This is a genomic window from Roseibium sp. ROS1, assembly GCF_054658215.1.
Map to the genome: position 1 here is coordinate 571,196 of NZ_BAAGIG010000002.1, position 24,062 is coordinate 595,257.

Sequence of the window (24,062 nt, forward strand, 5' to 3'; positions counted from 1 at the left end):
GAAGGCGGCGTTTTATGAGTGAGTTGAAAAAGCGGTTCCAAAAGGTGCTGGAAACGATCGACCGGTCGCTGGACGGTCCGCTTGATGTTCCTGCGCTTGCGGGGGTGGCCGCCTATTCGAAGTTTCACTTTCAGCGCCAGTTCTCGGCCTTCTTTGGCCTCGGAGTTGCAGAATACCGGCGGCTCCTGAAGCTGAAACGCGCAGGGCAGCAGCTCGCTTTCAGGGTGGAGCTGCCGGTCACTGAGATTGCCTACGATGCGGGCTACGAAAATCTCGAGAGCTTCTCACGTGCGTTCAAACGAGATTTTGGGCAAAGCCCTTCGGCTTTCCGATCAACGCCCGACTGGTCTGTCTGGCACAGAACCTATGACCCATTGCTGAATTTGAAAGGACAGTTCATGTCGGATCAGCACCTTGATGTCTCGGCCGTCCGGATCATCGATTTTCCTGAAACACCCGTCGCCCTGCTTGAGCATCGCGGGTCACCGCAAGAGGTGCCTGCATCCGTCAGACGCTTCATTGCCTGGCGCAAGGCAAATGCAAGCCCTCCCTCCAGAAGCGCGACTTTCAATATACTCTTTGACGATCCCAGAACGGCGCTGCCTGAAGAATACCGGTTCGGCATTTGCTGCGCTGTAGCAGGACAGTTCAAAGAGAATGCGGAGGGCGTGGTAGCCGCAACGTTGCCCGCAGGACGCTGCGCCGTAATCAGGCATTCCGGTCCACTCGACTTGGCTGAAGAAACAATCCGCGCCCTTTATCGCGATTGGCTGCCACGAAGTGGCGAGGAGCTGCGGGACTTTCCGCTGTTCGTTCAACGCCTCAGCTTCTTTCCGGATGTTCCGGAGCATGAAGCGCAAACCGATATCTTCCTGCCGCTGAAATGACATGGAACCGCAGTGGTAATACGGTGAGTTGACAGTAGCCACTCAGGCCAGTTTTGCCGCCTGTTCCTTCCTGAATTCCTTGCGGATCATCAGTTTCAAACCGGACCAGATGCCGTCAACGGCACAAACCTTTACGTCCACAAGCCCCATCGGCAGGCAAAGCTCGCGGATGGTGTCTTCGGTGACGTCGGTCGGTAGCTTGCTGGCCTTCTTGGGCCAGGAAACCCAGATCATGCCGTCCGGGTCCAGCAGGACCCGCAAGGTTTCCAGTAGTCCAGTCAGCTCAACCCGTTCGGTGACAAACACATGAGCGCATTCAACACCCGGTTCCGGCGCGGCACGAATGACCGCGCCAGGGGCCTGTGTCTGCAGCAAGGCGGAAATGTCTTCCGGCATCCGGTGACGCCAGCAGATCATTCCCGGTTTCAGCCCCAGTTTTGCGGACAGCGGACGTCCGGAATAACCGGCTTCAGGCATGTCTTATCCTTGTTGCCTCCAAACGGCAGGGCGGATCAGCTGTCCGTCCATTCTGGTTTGCGTTTTTGCAGAAAGGCGTTGATGCCTTCTTCCGCATCCCGGGCCATCATGTTCTCGACCATGGTCTGTGCCGCGAAATCATAGGCTTCCGACAACGGCATTTCCAGCTGACGGTAAAAGGCTTCCTTGCCGATCTTCACGGTCTTGGCAGACTTGGAGGCGATCGATTCCGCGTATTTCTGGACGACCTGCTCCAGGTAGTCACGCGGGACGATGCGGTTGATCAGGCCGAAATCCTTCGCGGTGGATGCGTCGATGCTTTCACCGGTCAGAAGCATCTCCATGGCCTGTTTAGGTGCAACATTGCGCGAGAGCGCAACCATTGGTGTGGAGCAGAAGAGGCCGATATTGACGCCTGGCGTGCAGAAGGTAGCCGTGTCGGTAGCGATGGCAAGGTCGCAGGAGGCAACCAGTTGGCAACCGGCTGCGGTCGCAACACCTGTTACCACGGCGATCACCGGCTTGGGCAGGCGCACAATCTGCTGCATCAGATCCGAACACTGGCGCATGATCCGCTCGTAGGTGGCCTTGCCACCATCCGCTTCACCGCGCGCAGCGGTTAGTTCCTTCAGGTCGTGGCCAGCGCAGAAGACCTTGCCTTCCGCACCGAGCAGGACAACACGCACTGCAGGATCCTCGGCCGCCTTCCGAAGTTCACCGGCTAGAGCGGTCATCATCTCGCTCGAAAGAGCGTTCATCCGCTCCGGTCGCTGCATCACGATCCGGTAAACGCCTTCATGAAGAAGCGTTGCGAGCATCGGTTTCTGGATCTCGTCATGTGCGGCGGTTTCAGACATGGAACGCTCCCTGAAGATTTGCTTTGCCGATGTTATAGCCGACGCGGGCAGGGCGGCGAAAGTGTCCGATCGGCTGGTGGCTGCCGCCGATCACAGATGGTTTATCTGACGATGCGTCAAGTCGCTGGCGGTTCTTTCGGTTTCGGTTATCCTTTCGGCATGTGGAGGCTTTCCGAAGTCCGCTCACTTGCAGGTGCAGTCGCCTTGCTGCTGGCACCTCTCGGTCCCGCGCTTGCGCAGGAACAGGTCGATGTCGCTCTGGTCCTTGCTGTCGATGTCTCCCGCTCCATGTCGCCTGAAGAACTCCAGATCCAGCGCCGCGGATATGCTGCCGCCATCGCCAGCCCGGAAGTGGTGCGGGCGATCGGGTACGGGGCTCACGGCCGGATCGCTCTCATGATGTTCGAATGGGCCAACGAAAGCCATGCGCGCGAAATTGTCGGGTGGTCGGTGATCGAGGGCGTGGAAGATGCCCAGGAGTTCGCCGACAAGGTTCTGGCGGACAGCACCTACGGCCAGCGCCGAACCTCGATTTCCGGCGCAATCTGGCATGCTTCGGCTCTCCTCGCCGATGCACCTTTCAAGGCAGACCGCCGCGTGATCGACATTTCAGGGGATGGTCCCAACAACCAGGGAGCACCTGTGGTCCAGGCACGCGATGCCGCCGTGGAGGCCGGTCTGGTGATCAATGGATTGCCGTTGATGACTACTGGTGGCATGGGCTTCCAGTTCAACATTCCGGACCTGGACGTCTATTATCAGCGCTGCGTCATCGGCGGGCCCGCCAGCTTCGTCATACCGGTGAACGACTGGGAACAGTTTCCCGAAGCCGTTCGTCGCAAGCTGATCCTCGAGATCGGCGGCGTCAAGCCGCCCGAGCCACAAGTCATCCCGGCCCAATTCACCTTCGAAGAGCCATATGACTGCCTCGTGGGAGAAAAGATCTGGCGGCGTATGCGTGAGCAGTATTTCTGGGATCAGTAGCGGCAGTGCAAATCTGCCGCCCGTTCATGCTTGCTAGCCGAAGGAACGACACCGTCAGCCTCGGCGGCGTCTGCGCCTGCGCTCTCCACCGGCTGCATCCGACCCCGCGTCAGCCTCCTTGCGTACCGGCAATTCGACGGCAGCTCGAAGATTGGGGAACTGATCGACCTTGTTGGGCAAGGCCATTGCATTGACGAAATGCTCCTGGAACTTGGGTTCCAGAGCTGTCTCGATCTTTTCGATATCACGCACCGTCTGCTCGATTTCGCGCCTGTAGCCGCGGTTGAGCAAAGCCATCCGGGCGCCTGTCCCGGCAGCGTTGCCGACGCCGGAGACACCTTCCAGCGGGCAATCGGGAATAAGGCCAAGGATCATCGCGTACTTTGGGTCGATGTAGCTGCCGAAGGCCCCCGCAAGGCGAATGCGGTCCAGATCATAGGTGCCGAGCTTGTCCTGCAGAAGTTTGACGCCGGCATAAAGCGCACCCTTGGCGAGCTGGATCGCGCGAATGTCCGTCTGCAGGATCGATATTTCGACCCCGTCGTCAGCAATCAGATAGGAGAAGGTCCGGCCGGTGGATTTGACGCGCGATGTCCGTTCCGCCATCGAGCCGTCGATAACACCGTCTTCCGTGATGAGGCCCGCCAGATACATCTCGGCAACGGCCTCGATAATGCCGGAGCCGCAAATGCCGGTAACGCCGACAGTGTCGACCTTTTCGGCAAAGCCTTCTTCATCCGACCATTCGTCGACACCAATCACCTTGAAGCGAGGCTCAAGCGTTTCCTTGTCGATGCGGATGCGCTCGATTGCACCTGGTGCCGCGCGCTGGCCGGACGAGATTTCGGCGCCTTCGAACGCAGGGCCGGTCGGAGAGGACGCTGCCAACAGCCGGTTCCGGTTACCCAGCACGATTTCCGCATTGGTACCGACATCGACAAGCAGCGTTATCTCGTCGAGCTTGTAAGGGCTTTCTGCAAGCGTTGCAGCAGCTGCATCGGCACCCACATGGCCGGCGATGCAGGGCAGCATGTAGACACGTGCACCCGGGTTCAGTTCCAGATCCAGATCGCGCGCGTTCAAAACCATGGCGTCGGAGGCTGCGAGCGCGAAGGGAGCGCCGCCCAGTTCCACCGGATCGATACCGAGGAACAGATGATGCATGACCGGGTTGCCGACAAAGGTCGCATCAAGCACATCCGTGCGCTCTGCGCCGACATCGCCGACCAGTTTGCCGATCAGCGCGTTGATGGCATCGCGCACGGCCTTTGTGAGATCCGGCAGCTTGGACGGGTTCATCTGGACATAGGACACCCGCGACATCAGATCCTCGCCAAAGCGGATCTGCGGGTTGGAGGTGCCTGCGGACGAGACTGTACGCCCGTTCTGTAGGTTGCAAAGGTGGGCTGCAATGGTGGTGGAGCCAATGTCGACGGCAAGGCCGTAGACGGCGGGTTTTTCTCCGGGCCAGAGCGCCACGAGTGTCGGCAGCACGCCTCTGTCTTCGTGGATTGCCGCAGTTACCTGCCAATTGCCCTTGCGCAGGATTGTCTGGACCCGTGGCAGCAGCACCGGGTCGATCGTGAGGTCGGCGATGCCGGTCTCGGCAATCAGCGCCTCACGCAGGCGGTCGATATCGCCGCGCGGCGTTTCCATGTCCGGTTCGGCGATCGAGACGGATACCAGCGAGATTGGGCTGTCGGCTTCGATGTTGCGGGCTTCCGCGCGCTTGCGCACAACCTGACGGTTGGTCTGGGCATCGGTCGGGACATCGATAACCAGATCGCCCAGGATTTTTGCCTGACAGGAAAGGCGCCGGTCAGCGGGCAGTTTGCGCAAGGTCGCGTAGCGGGTTTCCGCTTCGGTGGCCCCTTCCAGGTTTTCAGCTACGCTGGTCAGGTTTTCCTTCGCGAAAGTGCCTTCCGAGATGGAAATCTGGCAGCGCCCGCAAATGCCGCGCCCGCCACATACCGACTCCACATAGACACCGAGCGAGCGGGCAGCATCGAGCAGGGGCGTACCGACAGGAAAGGTTCCACGGCGCCCACTGGGTTGGAAAACGACTTTGGCTTGTTTGACGGTCTCGGTCATGTCTGCGATCTGCCACTACCGGTTTTGAAACACTACGGGGACGAAGCCCACCCTTGACCCTTCACTCACAAGGAGGAGGGAGTTTTTATCTGAACCTGCGAAAGCCGGAGCCATCGTGAAAACGACGCGGATCCCGCGATTTGAAACGTGCCCCTCGACACGCAAAACCCCTCCCTATTAAAGGGAGGGGATTGGGGTGGAGATTCCATCCTGAAACTGGTGAAAAGCCACCCTGTTTGCGGAAGGGGAGAGAACCGCAAACGTGTTATGAAATCTGGGCTCAGCCTGCGGACCGACGGGCCGCGCGTCCACCGCGGCGGCGACCGCCTGCAGACGCACCACCTTCACCAGGTGCTGCAACCGCACCTGCAGCGGCAGGCTGGTGATCACGGTAGGTCATGATCCATTCCGAGCAGTTCGGATCAGTGCCGTTGAGCACGTTCGCCGCACGTACGGCTTCCATTTCCTGCGGGCGGCACGGGTTCATGATCGCGGAGGTCATGCCGGCACCGATGACCATCGGAATGAAACCGGCATTGATGCCGTGGCGATGCGGCAGGCCGAAGGAAATGTTGGAAAGGCCGCAGGTCGTGTTGACCTTCAGCTCTTCACGCAGACGGCGCAGCAACCGGAACACCTGCTGACCTGCAGTCCCCATGGCGCCGATCGGCATCACCAGCGGGTCCACGACAATATCGTGTGCGGGAATGCCATAGTCGGCAGCATGCTGAACGATCTTCCTGGCGACTTCGAAACGAACGTCCGGATCTTCGGAGATACCGGTCTCATCGTTCGAGATCGCCACCACCGGCACGTTGTATTTCTTGATCAGCGGAAGGATCGCTTCCAGCTTCTCTTCTTCACCGGTCACGGAGTTGACCAGCGGACGGCCCTTGGCAACCGCAAGGCCGGCCTCGATGGCGGCGGTCACGGATGAATCGATAGACAAGGGAACGTCGACAAGCTCTTGAACTATCTCAAGAGTTTTGACGAGCAGCGGCGGTTCGGTCTCGTTCGGGTTGACCGCTGTCACGCCTGCGTTGACGTCAAGCATGGTCGCGCCTGCAGCCACCTGAGCCAGCGCATCGGCCTTGACGGTTTCGAAGTTGCCTTCGGCCATTTCCGCCGCCAGCTTCTTGCGGCCGGTCGGGTTGATCCGCTCGCCGATCACACAGAACGGCTGATCGAAACCGATAACGATTTCCTTGGTGGCGGACGCGACAACAGTGCGGGTCATTTATGCGCTCTCATTGGCAGTCAGGATTGAAGACGAGGTTTGAAAAGACCAGCTCCCGCGGCTGTGCAGCCACTCGGCGGTTTTCTGGATACCGCCGAAGGGATAGGCGTGAATCTGGGCCAATTGGGTGTTCGGCTGGCTGGTGACGCGGGTCTCCAGCGGATCGACCATCGTGTCAGGATCGTAGCCCGACAGCATGGAGACGACGGCACCGCCGCGCTTCTTCAGGAAGTTGAAGGAATTTTCGACACCGGCAAAAGCGGCATATTTCAGCAGGGTCGTCATCTTTGCCGGACCGGCAACGCCGACATGGACCGGGAATTCGTTGCCCCATTCGCGCAGCTCGTCCAGCCACAGGCTGACGCGGTGCGGATCGAACCCGAACTGGGTGACAATGCGGAATTCCGCATCGCTTTCGCGGGCAAGTTCGTGCTTGCGCTGCAGGAAGCTCTTGATGACGTCCGGCTTGATGTCCGGTGCGCCTTCCGGGTGACCTGCAACGGCGATCTTCTTGATGCCGAGCTTGTCGAAGAGGCCCGTCTCCAGAAGGGCGACGGATGAGGTGAGGGGGCCGGCTTTTTCTGCTTCACCGGCAATAGCCAGAACCTCGGTCGCACCTGCTTCCTGGGTCAGACGCGTGATGCGGCGCTCGAAGTCCTCACGGCTGGCGTACCGGCGGGCCGCCATATGCGGAACGGCGGTCAGCTTGTTGTCGCGCAGGATGCGGGCGGCATCGACGATCATGTCTTCCGAGCAGTTGCCCAGATCCGTGACATAGACCTGCGTGCCCGCCGGAATAAATTCCAGAAGCTCGGTCTTTTCGACCACCTGCTTGGGAGACATTTCGGTAGAGGCGGGAAGCCGCCCATTGGCCAACAGGCGCTGATCAGTCATGTTCCGAGCCTCCATTTGCGAGCAGGGTTTTCAGTCTCTCTTTCGGATAGGCCGAGACCAGGTCGGTCAGGGCTGCGTCCGCTTCCGTTTCCAGGTCGTCCGTGACGGAGACCGGGTCTGTCCGGCGCCACTCCGCCATGTAGGCGTCGCTGTCCTTCGCACCGATCCGCATCGCGCAGGCATCAATGGCTTCCATGAACATGGCCGGCAGTTCCCGTCGGGCGGATTTGCGCCCCTGTTTCACCAGGATCTGTGCCGGGATGTCCCGCCAATAAACGATGATTTTCTGCGCCATTCTCGGACTATCCTCCTGAGAAACATGTTTGCCGGAAGCTGGCTGATCCAGGACGCCTGATAGCGGCATCATCACGTGAAAAACCGACTTGTCCGGATGCTATTTTGCGACGCTCAGTCCGCCTGGCCCTTGTCCAGAAACGGCTGAAGCAATCCATACCCGGTTCGGCGCATTTCAAACGGCAGACCCAGCCGGTCCGCCGCGCGCCGCGCCGCATTCTCAAGGGCAGGGTCATCGGTCTGCGCAAGATAAAGAACACGGGTGTAATGAGCGAAATACATGTCCCGCAAATGCGGGTGCCAGTCGAGGCCGAGCGGTTCGATGACCATGGTCTGGAAGTGACGGGCCAGGAAGTCGGTCAGGTAGAAGGTGCCGAGCTGGTCGTCTTCCATCTGGTCGAATTCGTCTATCCCCGTGAAGAAGGCATAACAGTGCGCGCCATCGATGCGTCTCGCGCCGGTTTCTTCCAGCACCTTGTCGAGCAGGCCACCGGTTCCGCAATCGCCGTAGGCAATCAGAATGTCGGAATAGGTGTCCGCGTTCTTGAGGATGGCCCGGCGGACTTCATCAGGGATCTTTTCCGGCGAGTTGTGAAGCTTCGCCGGAAGGCAGGTGATATCGAGATGATCGAGGCGGTTCTTTTCGCGGATGGCAACGATTTCGCGTGCCAGAGCCCCGCAGGCAATAACAAGAACGCGGCCGGCCTTGTCGTCCGCGCTCCCATCCGTTTCAACCGGAAAGAGAGGCTCGCCCACCAACATTTCGGCAGCCTCCTTGAACATTGCCGTCAGCCCTTGTTGGCCAGCATGTTGTGGCGGCGAGCGATCAGATCTTTCGCCATTTCCACAGCAACGGCCGCGTCGCGGCAATAACCGTCAGCACCGACGGCTTCGCCGAATTCCTCGTTCAGCGGTGCACCGCCAACGAGCACGATATAATCGTCCCGGATGCCCTTGGCCTTCATTTCGTCGATCACGACCTTCATGTAGGGCATGGTGGTGGTCAGAAGAGCAGACATGCCGAGAATGTCCGGCTGATGCTCTTCAATGGCCGCAAGGTAGTTTTCGACAGGGTTGTTGATGCCGATGTCGATCACTTCAAAGCCGGCGCCTTCCATCATCATCGAGACAAGGTTCTTGCCGATGTCGTGGATGTCGCCCTTCACGGTGCCAATGACCATCTTGCCAACCTTCGGTGCGCCGGTTTCCGCCAGCAGCGGACGCAGGATGCCCATACCGGCTTTCATGGCGTTGGCGGAAAGCAGCACTTCGGGAACGAACAGGATGCCATCGCGGAAGTCGACGCCGACGATCCGCATGCCTTCGACAAGGGCCTTGGTCAGGATGTCGTAAGGTACCCAGCCGCGTTCCAGAAGGATGTTCACGGCATCCGTGATTTCTTCCTGAAGACCGTCGTAGAGGTCGTCATGCATCTGCTCGACAAGTTCGTCGTCAGAAAGGGAGGCGAGATCAATATCGTCTTCGTCAGACATGGGCAGCTCCAACCAGGCACAACGGCCATCAACTTAGTGCAAAACCTTATGCCTCAAGCCGGATTCGCCGATATCTCCAAAGCGACACGGCTAGTCGTTTACGCGACAGGGAAATCAAGCCAGGCCGTTCAATGTCAATTTTGTACGGTGACGGGAAATGTTTGTAGCTGTCTAAACTTACGAGAAGGCAGTGGCGCTGCCTGCCGAAAGAAGCTTCACGCCCTGCCAGGCGGTTTCCGCACGGGCGTCGATGTCGTTTTCCGACCATTCAGCCACGGCGCGTGTCACCAGCCGGATTTGAAGATCGCCGATCAGCAGGGATAGATAGATTTCTACCGCGGTTTCCGTTTCAAGGCCTGTCAGCAGTCCGTCGCCCTGAACCTTCGCGACAAGGTCGGTTACGAGCGGCCTGATCGCGTCGCGACCGCTTTGCGCGAGGGCAGTTCCAAGCGTGCCGGTCGTGTCGGCGGCAGCTGCACGGTTGAGAGCGATTGCGGCCGGGTTCGAAAGAACGCCCAGGAGACGTCGGCCGAAGTTCCGCAGTGCTTCGGTGGGAGACGGGGTGTTTTCAATACACTCTCGAAGTGACTGGCGAATGTTTTCTGCATTGCGATCCACCAGGGCGCTGAACAACCCGGTCTTGTCTCCATACCAACGGTAGAGCGTTTCGTTGGAGGCCTTTGCTTTTTTTGCGACTGCCAGCATCGACAGGTTGTCATAGCCCTGATCCAGTAGCAATTCGATCGCCGCCGCTTCTATGGATGCTTTCCGTCGTTCCCTGGCTTCCGCCCGCATGTCGTTCTCTCCGTCGCTTGCTCAAAACCGTAATCGATGTTACGGAAATTACAATCCGTACACTTAATTACGGTTTTGGAGTTTGGGATGTATCGACTTGCACTTGGAACCGGTCTCCTGGCGCTTGTTTTTGCCGGGGCCATCTTCGGTTTCTTCTATGCCTGGGTCTGCTCAACCATGTGGGGCCTGGATGCCACTGACGCTCGCATTGCGATAGCAGCCATGCAGGCCATGAACGCGTCTGTCCGCAACGCCGTTTTTGCGCCCGCTTTCTTCGGCACGCCTTTCGTTCTTGCTCTTTCCGGGGTCTTCAGCCTGTTGTCTGGCCGGCGCGCAGCCGGGGTCGCCTTTGTAGGTGGAGCAATCGTCTATGCGCTGGGCGGCATCATGCTGACGTTCCTGGTCAACGTGCCGATGAACCTCGAGCTTGCTGAGGCAGCGATCCCGGAAAACCTGAATGATGCGGCAATGCTCTGGCGGTCTTATTCCGAGCCTTGGCAGGTGTGGAACCAGACACGGACCGTCTTCTCGGGCCTTTCCCTGTTGTTGGCTGCGATCGGGCTCGTTCTGCTCGGCCGAAAACCACACCGCGCTGACTAGCCAAAATCTCAACTTTCTTCATGCGTGGCTCGACCATGGCATCCATGCCGTTTCAGTTCATCTTGTGTAGCGTTTGAAGCGATGTCACTCCGCCGCAGGCTGAGAGACTGTGGATCGCACGCCACACAAAAAAGGCAGGTTCGGAGACCCGCCTTTTTCTGGTATTCGGCATCGATCCTGAATGATCAGAACAGACCTTCGATCTGACCTTTTTCGTCCAGTTTGATGTGGTTGGCTGACGGCACGCGCGGCAGGCCGGGCATGGTCATGATTTCCCCGCAGATCACCACGATGAAACCGGCCCCTGCCGACAGGCGGACTTCACGGACCGGCAGGCTGTGGCCGGTCGGGGCGCCCCGGCGCTGCGGGTCGGTCGTGAAGGAATACTGGGTCTTGGCCATGCAGACAGGAAGATGACCGAACCCGTCGGCTTCCCAACGCTTGAGCTGGTCGCGCACAGACTTGTCTGCCAGAACTTCGTCTGCCCGGTAGATCCGTTTTGCGATGGTTTCGATCTTTTCGAAAAGGGACAGGCTGTCGTCGTAGAGCGGTGCGAACTGCGCCGCGCCGCTTTCGGCAAGGGCTGCCACACGGGTGGCAAGTTCTTCGGTGCCTGCGGAGCCGTTGGCCCAATGGGTCGCCAGGATCGCTTCAACGCCGAATTCGGCGCAGTAATCCCGCACGGCCTGAACTTCCGCTTCCGTGTCTGCTGTGAAGTGGTTGATGGCCACAACTGCCGGAACACCGAACTGTTTGACGTTCTCAATGTGGCGTCCCAGGTTGGCGCAGCCTTTTTTCACGGCCTCGACGTTCTCGTTGCCGAGGTCTTCCTTGGCAACGCCGCCATTCATCTTCAAGGCCTTGATGGTGGCGACGATGACAACCGCATCCGGGCTGAGGCCTGCCTTGCGGCATTTGATGTCGAAGAACTTCTCCGCACCGAGATCTGCGCCAAAGCCAGCTTCCGTCACCACATAGTCGGCCAGCTTCAGGGCTGTCTGGGTGGCAACCACGGAGTTGCAGCCGTGTGCGATGTTGGCGAAGGGGCCACCGTGAATGAATGCGGGGTTGTTTTCCAGCGTCTGCACCAGGTTCGGCTGCATTGCTTCTTTCAGCAGTACGGTCATGGCTCCGTCTGCTTCCAGTTCGCGCGCGGTGATCGCCGTGCGGTCGCGCCGGTAGGCAACGATGATGTCGCCGAGCCGCTTCTGCAGATCTTCGAGATCGGTGGCCAGGCAGAGGATGGCCATGATTTCGGAGGCGACGGTGATGTCGAACCCTGCTTCACGCGGAAAGCCGTTGGCAATGCCACCAAGCGAACAGACGATGGAGCGCAGTGCGCGATCGTTCATGTCCATCACCCGGCGCCAGACAACGCGGCGAATGTCGATGCCCAGTTCATTGCCCCAGTAGATGTGGTTCTCGATCAGGGCGGCGAGCAGGTTGTGGGCCGAAGTGATGGCGTGGAAGTCGCCGGTGAAATGCAGGTTGATGTCTTCCATCGGGACGACCTGCGCATAGCCGCCACCGGCTGCGCCGCCCTTCATGCCGAAACAGGGGCCGAGCGAAGGTTCGCGCAGGCAGATCATCGCGTTCTTGCCGATCCTGTTGAGACCGTCGCCAAGACCGACCGTTGTGGTCGTCTTGCCTTCGCCTGCGGGGGTCGGGTTGATCGCTGTCACCAGAATCAGCTTGCCGTTCTTGCGGCCATTGAGGTTGGCAATGTAGTCGGCGGAAATCTTGGCCTTGGTGCGCCCATAGGGCAGGAGAGAGTCTTCGGGAATATTCAGCCGTGTGCCAATCTCCTGAATGGGTTTCATCTTGGCTGCACGGGCAATTTCAATATCGCTGGCCATGGGTTCTCTCTCTCCGAAGCGTTTCCGATTTCTTGTTTTCCGGATGCGGTTTTGCACCGCCCCGACTTGTGCCGGAACGCTATGGGAGAGGGCGGTGCAGCAAATGTTCCGAAAGCGACAGGATGCGCCCCGGAAGCGACGGCAACTCAATCGGCGCGGTTGCGCAGCACTGTTGCGAGAAAAACCAGCATGGTCAGAACCGCCAGAACAGAGCCGGCCTTGGCCATGATTTCCCCTTCGGCGTTGATCGCAAATACGATCCCGGGCACCAGCACGATGACGGTGAGAACCGACAATCCGTAGTGGATGAGCGCAAGGCGCGAGGCGGCTGCCATTGGTGCCAGGGCGTAGTAGGCACCAAAGACGGCCATCATCACGAAGCCGATCAGGTTGAGATGCCCGTGCGCTGGCGCAAGCGTGTGATCAGTGGTCGCTGACATGTGGATGCCCCAGGCCATGCCGATCAGGGCAAAGAGTGCGGCCGTGGCAAAATAAAGACGTGGTATCGCTTTCATGTGTTCCCCCCCCGAAGACGATGGCCATTCCTGTTTTCAGGTCCTGGCCGAGGGAAAGCTTACATGATTTGTGACAGTTGGATGACAGGAAAAGTAAATTGCAATATCTGGCGAAACGGATTTTAGTTCCGCAATGACAGATTCAGACATTCTCTCCCGTTTGCCGGCCCGCCTCAAGAAAGCGCGGCGTGCCCAGGGGCTCTCGCTCGAGGCCGTTGAAAAGCTCTCCGGCGTTTCCCGCTCCATGGTCAGCCAGATCGAGCGCGGGGAGTCCAACCCGACTGTCGCGACCCTGCTCAATCTGACCAGAGCCCTGAATGTCGACTTTGCAGGTCTACTGGGGGAGGAGGCTGCCGAGGATCGGGTCGAGATCGTGCACGAACATCAGACCCCGGCGCTCGACAGGGCGGGAGACGGTTGCAAGATCCGCATCCTGTCACCGCCGCAGGACACAGGCCGGTTCGAAATCTATGAGCTGATATTCGCGGCAGATGGAAAGCTCGACAGCAAACCGCACGAACGTGGAACGCGGGAGCAACTGATAGCCGAAGACGGCCAGCTTGAAGTCACGTCCGGTGTGGCCAAAGGTGTTATCGGAAAAGGGGACACGGCTCGCTACGCCGCCGACGTGCCCCATTGCATTGCAGCCGTGGGCGGCCCGGCTCGGGCGATCCTGATGGTGATTAAGTTCTGAAGGCCGCGAGCGCTTTCTTGATCCTCACGCAGCCGGCAGCGGCACATCAGGCCAGGTTTCCGTGACTTCCGCCTGCACCGGCCGGTCGAGATACGTCGTCAGCACAACATAACTTCTGGTCGCCCTTACGCCCGGCAGGGCATAGACCTGTGCAAGGAAGCGTTCCATCGCGTCGGCATTGGCCGTCCGCACCTTCAGGATGACACAACAGTCGCCCGTGACGGAATGGAGTTCTTCCACTTCCGGAAAGTCCCGCAGCTTCATCATCCGCTCGCTCTTGCCCCATCCGCTGGCGTCCACATGCACGAAAGCCAGAAACGGTTTGCCGACAGAGATGGGATCAATGGCGGCGTTGGTGGAGGCGATGGTTCCGGACGCGATCATCCGCTTTACCCGGTCATGCACCGCCGGTGCGGACAGCCCGACCTTGGTCCCGATCTCGGCATAGGTCTGCCGGGCATTGCGCACCAGCTCGCCTAATATTCTTCGGTCGAATGCGTCCACGGGGCGGCCGGGGGTGCTGTTTTTCTGAATGGTCTCTTTATTTGATTTCATTCGGCCAGATCCTTGTTGCGGTGAATCGTGTTCGTCTGAACAGTCATATCCGAAACAGATTTCGGAAGAAGGATCTTCGACTTGATGGAGCGGACAATCAACCCGGACAAGGGCATTTACCCGGCAACACCGGATTATGTGCATGCCCTGGAAGTGACCGGTGCAGGGCGGTTGCTCTTCGTCAGCGGCACCATGGGGCTTGATGTAATCGGCCGGGCTCCAGAGAGCCTGGAAGAGCAGCTCGATCTGGTTTGGGCGAACCTGCGCCGGATCCTGACTGAAGCAGACATGACGACCGACAATATCGTCCGCGTCACCAGTTATCTTTCAGATCTCGACCATGCCGAAAAGAACCAGGCCGCACGACTGGAGGCGCTGGGCGCCCGGCGCGTCCCGACCACGGCCATTGTGGTTCGAACGCTGACACCCGAGTGGATGATCGAAATCGAAATTGTCGCGGCCGCTTAGGCGAAGCAGCAGTTCTCGGCAAATCTGGCGAGCGCAGGAGAAAGCAATGCAGTTCGAGACCTATCTGATCTTTCTTGTCACGACAGCTGTCGTGGTTTTCTCTCCCGGTGCGGCGGCCGTGGCCGTTGCGTCGCAAGGGGCGGCGAATGGCGGGCGTCGGGCACTTGGTGGCGTTTTTGGTATTGCGTCTGCCAATGCCGTTTATTTTGCGCTTTCGGCAACCGGCATTGCCTCACTGATCATTGCTTCCAACCTGGTGTTCTCGGTAATCAAATGGGCTGGTGTAGGATATCTCGTCTGGCTGGGTCTGACCGCACTCTTCACGCCGGCTGGTGCAATCCGCGTCAAGCGGTCCGGGCGGCAGTCCAGCCTGAAGGCGTTATTCGCCCAGGGCTTTGTGATCGAGTTCGCCAATCCGAAGGCACTGCTCTATTTCGCAGCTATTTTGCCCCAGTTTCTCGACATCAATGCACCCATTGTTCCGCAGATCCTCATCATGGGCATGACGACTTTCCTGATCGACCTGACATCCTACACGGCATATGCCTTTCTGGGGGATCGCCTGACCCGTGGTGAGATGAAGAACTGGGTTGTAGGTCTCGTCAACAAATGCGCCGGGGTTGCCTTGCTCTATGCAGGTTTTCGAATGGCGGGTGTCACTGTAATGCGTTAGTATCTGCGGATATTTCCTGGCCGGAAAGGCTGATGCGATCGCCTGGGTCTTACAGAAGGGCAGTTGCAAGAATCCGTGATACCGGAAATCGAATCTTTTATTTCGGACAAATATCCGGCATAGTGGAGGAAATATCCATTTTGCCGGAGGAAGCCCTGTGTCCGATGCCTTTCTGTCGCATATTTCCGAGACGCTAAAAGAAATCGAGGCCGAAGGGCTCTACAAACGCGAGCGGTTGATCACCTCGCCGCAGGGCGGTTTGATCACGGTTGGCGGGCGCGAGGTTATCAACCTTTGCGCAAACAATTACCTGGGTCTGGCCGATCATCCAGCTCTTGAGGAAGCTGCCCGCAAGGCACTTGAGCCAAAGGGTTACGGCATGGCTTCCGTGCGCTTCATTTGCGGAACGCAGGACATTCACCGCCAGCTTGAACAGCGTCTGGCTGAATTTCTCGGCAAGGACGATTCCATTCTGTTCGCTGCCTGTTTTGACGCAAATGGCGGCTTGTTCGAGCCTTTGCTCGGTCCTGAGGACGCGATCATATCGGACGCGCTCAATCACGCATCGATCATAGACGGTATTCGCCTGTGCAAGGCCCAGCGCTATCGCTACGCCAATTCCGATATGGCGGATCTGGAAGCGAAGCTGAAGGAAGCTCGGGCCGCCGGAGCCCGCCATATCATGATCGCGACCGACGGTGTCTTCTCGATGGACGGCTATCTGGCCAACCTGCCGGGGGTGACCGAACTCGCCAGGCAATATGATGCCGTGGTGATGGTCGACGATTGCCACGCGACCGGTTTCATGGGACCGAAGGGCGAGGGCACACCGGCGCATTTCGGGGTTGATGTCGACATCCTGACCGGAACGCTCGGCAAGGCGCTGGGCGGTGGCATCGGCGGATATATTGCCGGGCCTCAGCCGGTTATTGACCTGTTGCGCCAGCGGGCAAGGCCCTACCTCTTCTCCAACTCTCTGCCACCGGCAGTGGTCATGAGCGGTCTTGAGGCCATCCGCCTGGTGGAAGAGGGTGACGATCTGCGCAAGAACCTCTTCGACAATGCCGGCTATTGGCGTGCAGGCCTCGAAGCGCTCGGCTTCACGCTTCTGCCGGGCGAGCATCCCATCATTCCGGTGATGCTGGGCGAGGCAAAGTTGGCCCAGGAAATGGCGGCAAAGCTGTTTGAGGAAGGCGTCTATGTCTCCGGTTTCTTCTTTCCTGTGGTGCCGCGCGGTCAGGCCCGGATTCGCACGCAGATGAACGCGGCCTTGACCCGGTCCGATCTGGATCGCGCACTGGAAGCCTTCGAAAAGGCCGGCAAGGCGACGGGGGTTCTGTCATGACCAGCAACCAAATGAAGGCGCTGTCCAAGTCCGAACCGAAGGAGGGCCTCTGGATGACCCGCGCGCCGGTGCCGGAAATCGGTCCGGACGATGTCCTGATCAAGATCCATAAAACCGGCATTTGCGGCACGGATATTCACATCTGGAACTGGGACGACTGGGCGTCGAAGACCGTGCCGGTGCCGATGATCACCGGTCACGAATTCGCCGGCGAAATTGTCGAACTCGGCAAGAACGTGACCGACCTTGAAATCGGACAGCGATGCTCAGGCGAGGGGCACCTGATCGGACGGCACTCACGCCAGTCTCGCGCGGGCAAGTTTCATCTGGATCCGGAAACCCGCGGCATAGGCGTCAACGAGCAGGGTGCCTTTGCAGAATATCTGCGCTTGCCGGCCTTCAATGTTGTGCCTTTGCCGGACGAGATCGACGATGAGATCGGCGCCATTCTCGATCCGCTCGGCAATGCGGTTCATACCGCACTCAGTTTCGATCTGGTTGGAGAGGATGTTCTGATCACCGGAGCTGGTCCGATCGGCATCATGGCCGCTGCTGTTGCCCGTCATGTTGGGGCGCGCAATGTCGTTATCACCGATATCAATCAGGCGCGTCTCGACCTTGCAACGAAGGTGGCCGACGTGGTGCCGGTCAATGTCGCCCGGGAAGATCTGAAAGGCATCGAGAAGAAACTCGGCATGAAGGAAGGCTTCGACGTCGGCCTGGAAATGTCCGGCAGTCAGGTAGCGCTCGATCAGATGGTCGAGAACCTCGTGATGGGCGGGCGAATTGCACTGCTTGGTATCCCGCCTGGAAAGTCGCCCGTCGACTGGTCACGCATCGTGTTCAAGGCGATCACGATCAAGGGCGTTTACGGCCGGGAAATTTTCGAGAGCTGGTACAAGATGATTGCCATGCTGCAGAACGGTCTGGACGTGCGCAATGTCATCACGCACCGGTTTGGTGTCGATGATTTCGAAAAAGGTTTTGCTGCCATGAAGTCAGGCGAAGCCGGCAAGGTAGTCCTCAGCTGGACCTGAGCCGACTGAATGGCGAAGGGAACTTCAGCAGCTACATCAACAATCAAGTGACGCAAGATCGCTCTCGATCAGATCGAAGGCGATCTTTTCGCGCGCGTTTCTTTCCTGGCGGCGTTGCATCCTTTCAGGCAAAACCGGATTTCTGCGGCAAACCCAGCTTTTTCAGGACCATCACCACCGGGCAAAGTCCGGTAAAGGACGCCTGGACGAGATGGGCGCCGAGAATTCCAGTGAGCCAAAGCCAGTTGAGATTGACGTAGACAGCCAGCAATACCGACGCAAGTATCAGCAGGCCGACCACGAGAAGAATGGCGCGTTCGACGGTCATCGTATTCTCCCAAGTTTCATTCATTCGAAACAGAGAAATTATGCGCCCATTTTACCGCGTTGAACAGGTCCTTGGTTCCGGCAGGACACATCGCCAAGCAGGGATCTCACCGGCGGTATCGCGGCAATTTCCGGATCGACAAGAGAATAATACTCATTTTGAGCATTAATCTCTTGCTAATGCTCAAAATGAGTATTAGATGAGATGCAGCCGAGGAGTTCGGCTGTATTCCAAAAATTCGAGGGAGGCTCGAATGTCAAAATTTCACTACGGCGTTTTTGTCGGCCGCTTTCAGCCGTTGCATGCCGGCCATGAGGCCGTCATCAGATCTGCGCTGGAACAAGTCGATACGCTGATCGTGCTGATCGGGTCTTCCGGTCAGGCGCGCACCCCGCGAAATCCCTTCACTTGCGCCGAACGCGAAGAAATGTTCGCAAAGGTGTTCAAGCACGAGCTGACCACCGGCCGTCTGATCCTGAAGCCTGTTTCGGATCATCCCTATTCGGATGCTGCCTGGTGCGCCGAGGTTCAGCGAGCCGTCAATGAAACCGTGCTTGCCGATTACAACAAGGGCGGTGTCGTTCTGCATGGCTTGCAGGATATCGAGATCGCGCTTGCAGGCTATGGCAAGGACCGCACGAGCTACTATCTCAAGCTGTTTCCCGAATGGGGCAATGTGCAGTTGGCCAGCCAATACGGCACCTTCTCGTCGACAGACGTGCGCAGGCAGTTGTTCCAGCGCATCCCGGTCATATCGCGGTCGGTTCTGTCGGCCGGCGTGGTGGAGTGGCTGGAAGCCTTCGTTCTGACGGAGACCTTTCGTGCACTTCTGGAAGAGGCCGAATACCTGGATGCTTATCCCGGGCAATGGGGAAGAGGACCGTTCGTGACGGTGGATGCCGTCGTCATCCAGTCCGGAAACATTCTTCTGGTCGAGCGCGGCCAGGCTCCCGGCAAGGGGTTGCTGGCTCTGCCCGGCGGTTTCCTTGATCCCAGTGAAAGCATAAAGGACGCCGCGATCCGCGAGTTGAAGGAAGAAACCGCCATCAGCGACCACAAGGGAGAAATTCCCCCGGCGATGCTGGCGTCTTTCATAGACGGAACCAAGACAAGGGTCTTCGACCATCCTGACCGGTCGTTGCGTGGCCGCATCATCACCCACGCGTTTCTGTTTCGCCTGCCTGAACGGCGCGAACTGTTTTCAGTCACGGGTGGTGACGATGCCAGGTCAGCCAATTGGCATCGCCTTGGCGACCTGAAGTCCGAGCAGTTCTTCGAAGATCACTGGTCCATCATCCAGCTGATGGCGGACCTGTAACAGCACCTGCGGGGGAGGCCCGCAGGCAATCGCACCTGTCACGTGAGGAGTTCACAATGACAAATCCACTTCTGGCGACCGACAGCTACAAGCAGTCGCATTTCAAGCAATACCCTCCGGAGGCCCGCAGGATTTCTGCTTACCTGGAAGCAAGGCCAAATCCGTTTTCGGACAGCGTCCTGTTCTTCGGGCTGCAAACCTACCTGAAGGACGTGCTTCTCAAGCCGATCACGGCATCGGACATTGCAGCGGCTGATCGGATCTGTGCTGCCCATGGCGTTCTCTTCAACCGGGAAGGTTGGGAACAGATCCTGACAGATCACGGTGGCCTGTTTCCGCTGGAGATCAAGGCGCTGCCGGAAGGAACACTGGCACCGAGTGGTGTGCCGCTTGTTCAGGTGGAAAACACCGACGAGCGCATGCCCTGGCTGACGACCTGGGTGGAAACCGCCTTGTTGCGGTCGGTCTGGTACCCGTCGACGGTTGCCACGTTGTCTTTCAAGTGCAAGGAGATCCTGTATCGCGGTCTTCTGGACACGTCCGACGATCCGGACAGCCAGATCCCGTTCAAGCTGCACGATTTTGGCGCGCGCGGTGTATCTTCTGCCGAAAGCGCCGCTCTTGGCGGCATGGCCCATCTGGTCAACTTTGCCGGCACCGACACCATGGAAGCTCTGGAAGCGGCCATGACCTGGTACGGCGCAGATGTGGCGGGTTTTTCGATCCCGGCAGCCGAACACTCGACTATGACGAGTTGGGGTCGTGAGCGGGAAGTCGACGCGTACCGGAACATGCTGGTGCAGTTTGGCCGTCCCAATGCTCTGGTGGCGGTCGTTTCAGACAGCTACGATCTCGGCAATGCTGTCGAGAACCTGTGGTGTGGCCGGTTGAAGGACGAGGTGCTGAAATCGGGGGCAACGGTCGTCATCCGCCCGGATTCCGGCGACCCTGTCGAAATGCCGTTGAAGGTTATGGAAACCCTTTGGCAGCACTACGGCGGCTCGGAAAACAGCAAGGGTGCGCGCGTGTTGCATCCGTCGGTTCGCGTCATTCAGGGTGACGGCATGAAGCTCGACACCATCAGGCAACTGGTGGAAGAGCTGGTGCGTCGCAATTGGTCGGTCGACAACATCGCCGTCGGAATGGGCGGGGGACTGTTGCAGCAAGTCAACCGGGACACGATGCGCTTTGCCATGAAGGCAAATGCGATGAAAACCGCTGATGGCACCTGGCGCGATGTCTCCAAGAACCCGGCGACCGATCCCGGCAAGGCCTCCAAGGCCGGTCGGCAGGCGACGGTCCTGGAAAACGGAGTGCTGAGCGCGGCTCGTCTCGAAGCGGTTGGCGGCAGAACCGATCAGTTGCAGAAGGTCTACCGCAATGGCGTGCTGGTGAAGGACTGGACTTTCGAAGAGGTACGCGCTCTGGCCCGTAAGCACCTGTTGGAAAGGGTGGCGAGCTGACCTCTTGATTGACCCATGGTGTTGGCCGGATGACCGGCCAGCGCTGGAAACAGTGGTACGGACGGCTAAAGGGCCGTCCGTTGCCAATCCGGTTCGTAGGTGATGTCGGAAACGCCGGCAAAGCGGGCGGTGCGTTCCAGCTCCGCCTGTAGTTTGGCCTCTCGGCCCTTTGAGGCTCTGATGCCTTGTTCCGGCCAGTAGGCCCGCACATGAAGCCTGTTCTCGCTCCTGAGTGCCTTCATGTCGATGCGGCCGATCAAACGGTCGCCTTCCAGGACAGGGAAGACGTAGTAGCCGTATTGGCGTTTCGGCTCAGGCACGAAGATCTCGATCCGGTAGTAGAATCCGAACAGGCGCTCGGCCCTTTTGCGGTCGCGAAGTGCAGGATCGAACGGCGACAGGATCCGCACCCGCGAAGGCGGTTCGGGAAGCTCGGAAACGGTATCCAGCGTTTCCGGATAGGCGAAAACCTTCCGCCAGGATCCATCGACACACTCAACTTCAATTTCGGTAATCGTGCCCGCAGCCTTTGCTGCCGTGCACCAGTCCTTGGCTTCATGTGGCGTGATCAGGTCCCAGAAGGCAGCAATCTCGCCGGAGGTCGCAAAGCCCAGCCTGTCGAGCGCGGAGCGAGCTGCCCATTCTGTCGTTTCTTCAAAGTCATGAGCAGCATTGAGGTGTTGCGCTGGAATGACCCGTTCCGTCAGGTCGTAGACTTTCTGAAACCCGTTCCGGCCGGTAACCGACAGTTCGCCGGTGCGCCACAGAAACTCGAGTGCTGCCTTCGAGGGGTGCCATTCCCACCAGCCGCCATTGCTGCGTTGCTCGTCTTCTCCGACAGATGCCGACGTGACCGGACCATGGTCGCTGATCCTGTTCAGAATCTCGTCGAATTTCCGTTCGAACTCGTTCTGGTGCCAGTTGCGCCACCTGTTGATGAGGTTTTCCTTGTCCCGGCTGAAGCGCAGACGCCAATGCCGGAAGAACTCTGTCGGTATGACCGACGCATCGTGCGTCCAATGCTCGAACAGATGCCGGTCACGCTCGGCAAGAAGCTTGAGGTTCTTTTCCTTGTAGGCCGGTCGCCGGGCAGCCAGGATCATGTGGTGCGCGCGGGCGACAGTGTTGATGCTGTCGAGTTGCACGAAGCCGATCTGGTCTATGACCGCAGCAAGATCATCGCCTTTTCCGGTTCCCTTGGGGGCGGATGCAAGGCCGTGTCTTTCGAGAAAGAGGTGCCGAGCAATACGATTCGGCAGCGGGGGCAGGGGGGAGGCACTCATGCGGCAAGGCTAGCATCTTCCAGGTTTCAAAGAAAATGACCGCAGTGATCTTATTGTGAATTTTTGCAAGAGCGACAGATGCCGTTGTCAAAATGAAACCGTAAATACAACGCATGCACACGTAAAACGTGTTTTTTTGATTGACCGATTAGTCAAAAGAAGTTTCACTGATTTGTCTGACTTCATTCATAGCTTTGTTTGAGCGGTATAAAATGAGTGTTTTCAATCATTTGAGAAAGAGAATACTGGTTTCGGGTCTTGCTTTCCTGGCTTTGACGCTGTCTTCTGCTGCCCGTGCCGACACGAATGACTGTTCCTCCGTCAAGTTGAACGGTTCCAGTGTCTGGTACCCGATTTCCATGCGCCAGGAAGCCGATGTCGGCCTCAACGGTGTGTTTCCCGACCTCGCAATTGAAATCTTTTCAGCATTGGATTTGCCTTTGGTCATGGGGCCGGATCTGCCGTGGAAACGGCTTTTGACATTGCTTGAGCATGGGCAGATCGACGTCCTGGCGGGGGCCTATCTGACTGATGAAAGGCTCGCCAAGTTCGGCGTCAGTCTGCCGGTCATGCGCGAAGATGTCGGTGTCTTTGTCCGCACCAGCCTGGATATCCGCCCTGCATCGCTTGAAGACCTTGCGGGACTGAGGGGCGTTGCACCGTTCGGGGCATCGTTTGGCGAAGAATTCGAGACCTATGCGGCTGCCAAACTGTCCATCGATCGGCAACCCTTCGACGACTTCAAGACCAACATGTACCTGCTGGCAGAGGATAAGGCCGACTATCTGGTCATTGCCCGCCGGGACGGCGAGATGATGATCCAGGAAGCCGGGGTCGAAGGAAAGGTCGAGGTCCTGCCGTGGTCTGCGGCTGTCAACACGGTTCATTTCCTGTTCTCCCGCGCGACACCGTGTATAAGAATGCTGGAGTCCTTTGACGAGGAACTGCAGCGTCGCCGTGAATCCGGTGAGCTGAACAAGCTGATCGAAGGCTACACTCTGCCCACGGGCGACGGATAGAAGAAGCAAGAGACCCCATGCAGCAACAGGTGAAGGCGTGACGGATTTAGGCGCAGCCGGTCCGGGACTGATACTGATTGCCGTGCTGGTGTTTCTGAGCGCAGGGTTCATCAAAGGGCTTGTGGGCTTCGGATTGCCGACAATCGGGCTTGGCCTGATGACTGTTTTTGTCGGTGTCGAAAAGGCGATGGTCCTTATCCTCTGGCCGGCATTCCTGACCAACCTCTGGCAAAGCCTGTCAGGTGGTTATCTGCGCGTTCTCTTGCCCCGTCTCTGGCCCTTTCTGGTGTCAGCCGTGGTGATGCTCGCCGCCGGAACCTTCATCCTCACCCAGTTGCCGGAAGGCGCCGCCGATCTGCTTCTGGGGATACTGATGGTTTCCTACGCGGTGCCGATGCTTGCAGGGCTGGTGCTGCATATTCCGGAAAACCGGGTCGTCCCGGTTGGAGTGGTCGTCGGGCTGGTCAACGGTGTCCTGTCGGGACTGACGGGGTCCTACACGGTGCCCGGTGTCATGTATCTGCAGGCGCTGGGGCTTACGCGAGACGAACTTATCCAGGCAATGGGTCTCTTGTTCCTGCTGTCGACAACGGCGCTCGGCATTTCACTTGGCGGTTTCGGACTGATGGGAGGCCAGGAAGCAGTGGCCTCTGCTGCGCTGGTCGTACCGGCCCTGTCCGGCGTTTGGTTTGGACAGCACACGCGCAAGAAAGTGTCGGAGGCCGGTTTCCGCCGGCTCGTGCTGGCAGCCATCCTCGCCCTTGGCCTTTACCTCATTCCACTGGGGCTTTGGCGGCTGCTCTAGCTTTTCCGGCAGAAATCATGGCGGGAAATCGTGGCGCTTGGGGGCGCAGCCAAGGACTTGCCTTTTCCAATGTCATTCCAGCCAAGCGAAGCGC

26 protein-coding genes are annotated in these 24,062 nt (G+C 58.7%); 12 read left to right on the forward strand and 14 right to left on the reverse strand.

Features of this window, described 5'->3' with window-relative positions; all coding sequences use genetic code 11:
• Positions 1 to 14: 14 nt before the first annotated feature.
• The gene (locus ACYQ6M_RS10830; RefSeq protein WP_460073750.1) at positions 15 to 887 is read left to right on the forward strand and encodes an AraC family transcriptional regulator; all 873 of its coding nucleotides are present in this window, start codon (positions 15 to 17) and stop codon (positions 885 to 887) included.
• A 42-nt stretch (positions 888 to 929) separates the two neighbouring features.
• Here ACYQ6M_RS10830 and ACYQ6M_RS10835 read toward each other — a convergent pair whose 3' ends face one another.
• Positions 930 to 1,364, reverse strand: coding sequence for a DUF3052 domain-containing protein (locus ACYQ6M_RS10835; RefSeq protein ID WP_228866011.1), 435 nt, complete (start codon positions 1,362 to 1,364; stop codon positions 930 to 932).
• Positions 1,365 to 1,399: 35 nt separating this feature from the next.
• The gene (locus ACYQ6M_RS10840) at positions 1,400 to 2,221 is read right to left on the reverse strand and encodes an enoyl-CoA hydratase (protein ID WP_460073752.1); all 822 of its coding nucleotides are present in this window, start codon (positions 2,219 to 2,221) and stop codon (positions 1,400 to 1,402) included.
• 111 nt (positions 2,222 to 2,332) lie between these two features.
• Between ACYQ6M_RS10840 and ACYQ6M_RS10845 the strand changes: the two genes are divergently transcribed.
• Positions 2,333 to 3,205 (forward strand): DUF1194 domain-containing protein, encoded by an 873-nt coding sequence (locus ACYQ6M_RS10845; RefSeq protein WP_228148047.1) that lies wholly within the window; start codon positions 2,333 to 2,335, stop codon positions 3,203 to 3,205.
• A 54-nt stretch (positions 3,206 to 3,259) separates the two neighbouring features.
• On the opposite strand, the gene ACYQ6M_RS10850 is transcribed toward ACYQ6M_RS10845, so the two are convergent.
• From ACYQ6M_RS10850 to ACYQ6M_RS10880, 7 genes are all read right to left on the reverse strand, one after another.
• Entirely contained in the window at positions 3,260 to 5,296 is a 2,037-nt protein-coding gene (locus ACYQ6M_RS10850) for an ASKHA domain-containing protein (RefSeq protein WP_460073754.1), read from the reverse strand.
• 280 nt (positions 5,297 to 5,576) lie between these two features.
• Positions 5,577 to 6,533 (reverse strand): methyltetrahydrofolate cobalamin methyltransferase, encoded by a 957-nt coding sequence (locus tag ACYQ6M_RS10855; protein ID WP_023003861.1) that lies wholly within the window; start codon positions 6,531 to 6,533, stop codon positions 5,577 to 5,579.
• Positions 6,534 to 7,427, reverse strand: a complete 894-nt coding sequence (locus ACYQ6M_RS10860) for a methylenetetrahydrofolate reductase (protein ID WP_023003862.1) — start codon at positions 7,425 to 7,427, stop codon at positions 6,534 to 6,536.
• Positions 7,420 to 7,722, reverse strand: coding sequence for a virulence factor (locus tag ACYQ6M_RS10865; protein WP_031270670.1), 303 nt, complete (start codon positions 7,720 to 7,722; stop codon positions 7,420 to 7,422). Before ACYQ6M_RS10865 ends, ACYQ6M_RS10860 begins: the two co-directional genes overlap by 8 nt.
• A gap of 113 nt (positions 7,723 to 7,835) precedes the next feature.
• Positions 7,836 to 8,504: a DUF1638 domain-containing protein gene (locus ACYQ6M_RS10870; RefSeq protein ID WP_460073757.1), complete on the reverse strand. Its 669-nt coding sequence runs from the start codon at positions 8,502 to 8,504 to the stop codon at positions 7,836 to 7,838.
• Between the two features lie 5 nt (positions 8,505 to 8,509).
• Positions 8,510 to 9,214 carry a corrinoid protein gene (locus ACYQ6M_RS10875; RefSeq protein ID WP_031270674.1) on the reverse strand — a complete coding sequence of 235 codons (705 nt, stop codon included), beginning with the start codon at positions 9,212 to 9,214 and terminating at the stop codon, positions 8,510 to 8,512.
• A gap of 177 nt (positions 9,215 to 9,391) precedes the next feature.
• Positions 9,392 to 10,009: a TetR/AcrR family transcriptional regulator gene (locus ACYQ6M_RS10880; RefSeq protein WP_460073759.1), complete on the reverse strand. Its 618-nt coding sequence runs from the start codon at positions 10,007 to 10,009 to the stop codon at positions 9,392 to 9,394.
• Between the two features lie 87 nt (positions 10,010 to 10,096).
• Here ACYQ6M_RS10880 and ACYQ6M_RS10885 point away from each other — a divergent pair, with 87 nt between their 5' ends.
• A complete protein-coding gene (locus ACYQ6M_RS10885) occupies positions 10,097 to 10,609 on the forward strand; it encodes an anthrone oxygenase family protein (protein WP_460073761.1) in 513 nt (170 codons plus the stop codon).
• A 185-nt stretch (positions 10,610 to 10,794) separates the two neighbouring features.
• Here ACYQ6M_RS10885 and ACYQ6M_RS10890 read toward each other — a convergent pair whose 3' ends face one another.
• Both ACYQ6M_RS10890 and ACYQ6M_RS10895 read right to left on the reverse strand, forming a co-directional pair.
• A complete protein-coding gene (locus ACYQ6M_RS10890; RefSeq protein ID WP_168693310.1) occupies positions 10,795 to 12,465 on the reverse strand; it encodes a formate--tetrahydrofolate ligase in 1,671 nt (556 codons plus the stop codon).
• A gap of 146 nt (positions 12,466 to 12,611) precedes the next feature.
• Complete coding sequence (locus tag ACYQ6M_RS10895) at positions 12,612 to 12,980, reverse strand: hypothetical protein (protein WP_460073763.1); 369 nt, start codon at positions 12,978 to 12,980, stop codon at positions 12,612 to 12,614.
• A gap of 133 nt (positions 12,981 to 13,113) precedes the next feature.
• Between ACYQ6M_RS10895 and ACYQ6M_RS10900 the strand changes: the two genes are divergently transcribed.
• The gene (locus ACYQ6M_RS10900) at positions 13,114 to 13,674 is read left to right on the forward strand and encodes a helix-turn-helix domain-containing protein (protein WP_023003870.1); all 561 of its coding nucleotides are present in this window, start codon (positions 13,114 to 13,116) and stop codon (positions 13,672 to 13,674) included.
• A 24-nt stretch (positions 13,675 to 13,698) separates the two neighbouring features.
• Here ACYQ6M_RS10900 and ACYQ6M_RS10905 read toward each other — a convergent pair whose 3' ends face one another.
• Entirely contained in the window at positions 13,699 to 14,229 is a 531-nt protein-coding gene (locus tag ACYQ6M_RS10905) for an Lrp/AsnC family transcriptional regulator (protein ID WP_460073765.1), read from the reverse strand.
• Positions 14,230 to 14,313: 84 nt separating this feature from the next.
• Here ACYQ6M_RS10905 and ACYQ6M_RS10910 point away from each other — a divergent pair, with 84 nt between their 5' ends.
• The 4 genes from ACYQ6M_RS10910 to tdh all read left to right on the forward strand — a co-directional run bounded on the left by ACYQ6M_RS10910 (position 14,314) and on the right by tdh (position 17,752).
• Positions 14,314 to 14,697 carry a RidA family protein gene (locus ACYQ6M_RS10910; protein WP_460074625.1) on the forward strand — a complete coding sequence of 128 codons (384 nt, stop codon included), beginning with the start codon at positions 14,314 to 14,316 and terminating at the stop codon, positions 14,695 to 14,697.
• A gap of 46 nt (positions 14,698 to 14,743) precedes the next feature.
• Complete coding sequence (locus ACYQ6M_RS10915; RefSeq protein ID WP_075281506.1) at positions 14,744 to 15,370, forward strand: LysE family translocator; 627 nt, start codon at positions 14,744 to 14,746, stop codon at positions 15,368 to 15,370.
• Positions 15,371 to 15,527: 157 nt separating this feature from the next.
• Positions 15,528 to 16,715, forward strand: a complete 1,188-nt coding sequence (locus tag ACYQ6M_RS10920) for a glycine C-acetyltransferase (RefSeq protein WP_062489104.1) — start codon at positions 15,528 to 15,530, stop codon at positions 16,713 to 16,715.
• Entirely contained in the window at positions 16,712 to 17,752 is a 1,041-nt protein-coding gene (gene tdh / locus ACYQ6M_RS10925; RefSeq protein WP_460073768.1) for an L-threonine 3-dehydrogenase, read from the forward strand. Before ACYQ6M_RS10920 ends, tdh begins: the two co-directional genes overlap by 4 nt.
• 124 nt (positions 17,753 to 17,876) lie before the next feature.
• Here the strand turns inward: tdh and ACYQ6M_RS10930 are convergent, their stop codons facing one another.
• Positions 17,877 to 18,080, reverse strand: coding sequence for a YgaP-like transmembrane domain (locus tag ACYQ6M_RS10930; protein WP_031270681.1), 204 nt, complete (start codon positions 18,078 to 18,080; stop codon positions 17,877 to 17,879).
• 253 nt (positions 18,081 to 18,333) lie between these two features.
• On the opposite strand from ACYQ6M_RS10930, the gene ACYQ6M_RS10935 reads away from it, so the two are divergent.
• The gene (locus tag ACYQ6M_RS10935) at positions 18,334 to 19,398 is read left to right on the forward strand and encodes an NUDIX domain-containing protein (RefSeq protein WP_055653537.1); all 1,065 of its coding nucleotides are present in this window, start codon (positions 18,334 to 18,336) and stop codon (positions 19,396 to 19,398) included.
• 56 nt (positions 19,399 to 19,454) lie between these two features.
• Positions 19,455 to 20,861, forward strand: coding sequence for a nicotinate phosphoribosyltransferase (locus tag ACYQ6M_RS10940; RefSeq protein ID WP_460073771.1), 1,407 nt, complete (start codon positions 19,455 to 19,457; stop codon positions 20,859 to 20,861).
• A gap of 65 nt (positions 20,862 to 20,926) precedes the next feature.
• On the opposite strand, the gene ACYQ6M_RS10945 is transcribed toward ACYQ6M_RS10940, so the two are convergent.
• Positions 20,927 to 22,144, reverse strand: coding sequence for a winged helix-turn-helix domain-containing protein (locus tag ACYQ6M_RS10945; RefSeq protein ID WP_460073773.1), 1,218 nt, complete (start codon positions 22,142 to 22,144; stop codon positions 20,927 to 20,929).
• A 212-nt stretch (positions 22,145 to 22,356) separates the two neighbouring features.
• Here ACYQ6M_RS10945 and ACYQ6M_RS10950 point away from each other — a divergent pair, with 212 nt between their 5' ends.
• Together ACYQ6M_RS10950 and ACYQ6M_RS10955 are read left to right on the forward strand one after the other, a co-directional pair.
• Positions 22,357 to 23,163, forward strand: coding sequence for a substrate-binding periplasmic protein (locus tag ACYQ6M_RS10950; RefSeq protein ID WP_460073775.1), 807 nt, complete (start codon positions 22,357 to 22,359; stop codon positions 23,161 to 23,163).
• 37 nt (positions 23,164 to 23,200) lie between these two features.
• Positions 23,201 to 23,968: a sulfite exporter TauE/SafE family protein gene (locus ACYQ6M_RS10955; RefSeq protein ID WP_077290147.1), complete on the forward strand. Its 768-nt coding sequence runs from the start codon at positions 23,201 to 23,203 to the stop codon at positions 23,966 to 23,968.
• Positions 23,969 to 24,062 lie beyond the last annotated feature (94 nt).

Excerpts from the sequence above, each read along its gene's own strand:
- ACYQ6M_RS10860 (WP_023003862.1), bottom strand. The coding sequence starts at position 7,427 with ATGACTGATCAGCGCCTGTTGGCCAATGGGCGGCTTCCCGCCTCTACC.
- ACYQ6M_RS10830 (WP_460073750.1), top strand. The coding sequence starts at position 15 with ATGAGTGAGTTGAAAAAGCGGTTCCAAAAGGTGCTGGAAACGATCGAC.
- ACYQ6M_RS10895 (WP_460073763.1), bottom strand. The coding sequence starts at position 12,980 with ATGAAAGCGATACCACGTCTTTATTTTGCCACGGCCGCACTCTTTGCC.
- ACYQ6M_RS10905 (WP_460073765.1), bottom strand. The coding sequence starts at position 14,229 with ATGAAATCAAATAAAGAGACCATTCAGAAAAACAGCACCCCCGGCCGC.
- ACYQ6M_RS10915 (WP_075281506.1), top strand. The coding sequence starts at position 14,744 with ATGCAGTTCGAGACCTATCTGATCTTTCTTGTCACGACAGCTGTCGTG.
- ACYQ6M_RS10940 (WP_460073771.1), top strand. The coding sequence starts at position 19,455 with ATGACAAATCCACTTCTGGCGACCGACAGCTACAAGCAGTCGCATTTC.
- ACYQ6M_RS10880 (WP_460073759.1), bottom strand. The coding sequence starts at position 10,009 with ATGCGGGCGGAAGCCAGGGAACGACGGAAAGCATCCATAGAAGCGGCG.
- ACYQ6M_RS10890 (WP_168693310.1), bottom strand. The coding sequence starts at position 12,465 with ATGGCCAGCGATATTGAAATTGCCCGTGCAGCCAAGATGAAACCCATT.
- ACYQ6M_RS10910 (WP_460074625.1), top strand. The coding sequence starts at position 14,314 with ATGGAGCGGACAATCAACCCGGACAAGGGCATTTACCCGGCAACACCG.
- ACYQ6M_RS10950 (WP_460073775.1), top strand. The coding sequence starts at position 22,357 with ATGAGTGTTTTCAATCATTTGAGAAAGAGAATACTGGTTTCGGGTCTT.
- ACYQ6M_RS10900 (WP_023003870.1), top strand. The coding sequence starts at position 13,114 with ATGACAGATTCAGACATTCTCTCCCGTTTGCCGGCCCGCCTCAAGAAA.
- ACYQ6M_RS10930 (WP_031270681.1), bottom strand. The coding sequence starts at position 18,080 with ATGACCGTCGAACGCGCCATTCTTCTCGTGGTCGGCCTGCTGATACTT.
- ACYQ6M_RS10945 (WP_460073773.1), bottom strand. The coding sequence starts at position 22,144 with ATGAGTGCCTCCCCCCTGCCCCCGCTGCCGAATCGTATTGCTCGGCAC.
- ACYQ6M_RS10855 (WP_023003861.1), bottom strand. The coding sequence starts at position 6,533 with ATGACCCGCACTGTTGTCGCGTCCGCCACCAAGGAAATCGTTATCGGT.
- ACYQ6M_RS10840 (WP_460073752.1), bottom strand. The coding sequence starts at position 2,221 with ATGTCTGAAACCGCCGCACATGACGAGATCCAGAAACCGATGCTCGCA.
- ACYQ6M_RS10875 (WP_031270674.1), bottom strand. The coding sequence starts at position 9,214 with ATGTCTGACGAAGACGATATTGATCTCGCCTCCCTTTCTGACGACGAA.
- ACYQ6M_RS10850 (WP_460073754.1), bottom strand. The coding sequence starts at position 5,296 with ATGACCGAGACCGTCAAACAAGCCAAAGTCGTTTTCCAACCCAGTGGG.
- ACYQ6M_RS10870 (WP_460073757.1), bottom strand. The coding sequence starts at position 8,504 with ATGTTCAAGGAGGCTGCCGAAATGTTGGTGGGCGAGCCTCTCTTTCCG.
- ACYQ6M_RS10865 (WP_031270670.1), bottom strand. The coding sequence starts at position 7,722 with ATGGCGCAGAAAATCATCGTTTATTGGCGGGACATCCCGGCACAGATC.
- tdh (WP_460073768.1), top strand. The coding sequence starts at position 16,712 with ATGACCAGCAACCAAATGAAGGCGCTGTCCAAGTCCGAACCGAAGGAG.
- ACYQ6M_RS10835 (WP_228866011.1), bottom strand. The coding sequence starts at position 1,364 with ATGCCTGAAGCCGGTTATTCCGGACGTCCGCTGTCCGCAAAACTGGGG.
- ACYQ6M_RS10845 (WP_228148047.1), top strand. The coding sequence starts at position 2,333 with ATGCGTCAAGTCGCTGGCGGTTCTTTCGGTTTCGGTTATCCTTTCGGC.
- ACYQ6M_RS10935 (WP_055653537.1), top strand. The coding sequence starts at position 18,334 with ATGTCAAAATTTCACTACGGCGTTTTTGTCGGCCGCTTTCAGCCGTTG.
- ACYQ6M_RS10885 (WP_460073761.1), top strand. The coding sequence starts at position 10,097 with ATGTATCGACTTGCACTTGGAACCGGTCTCCTGGCGCTTGTTTTTGCC.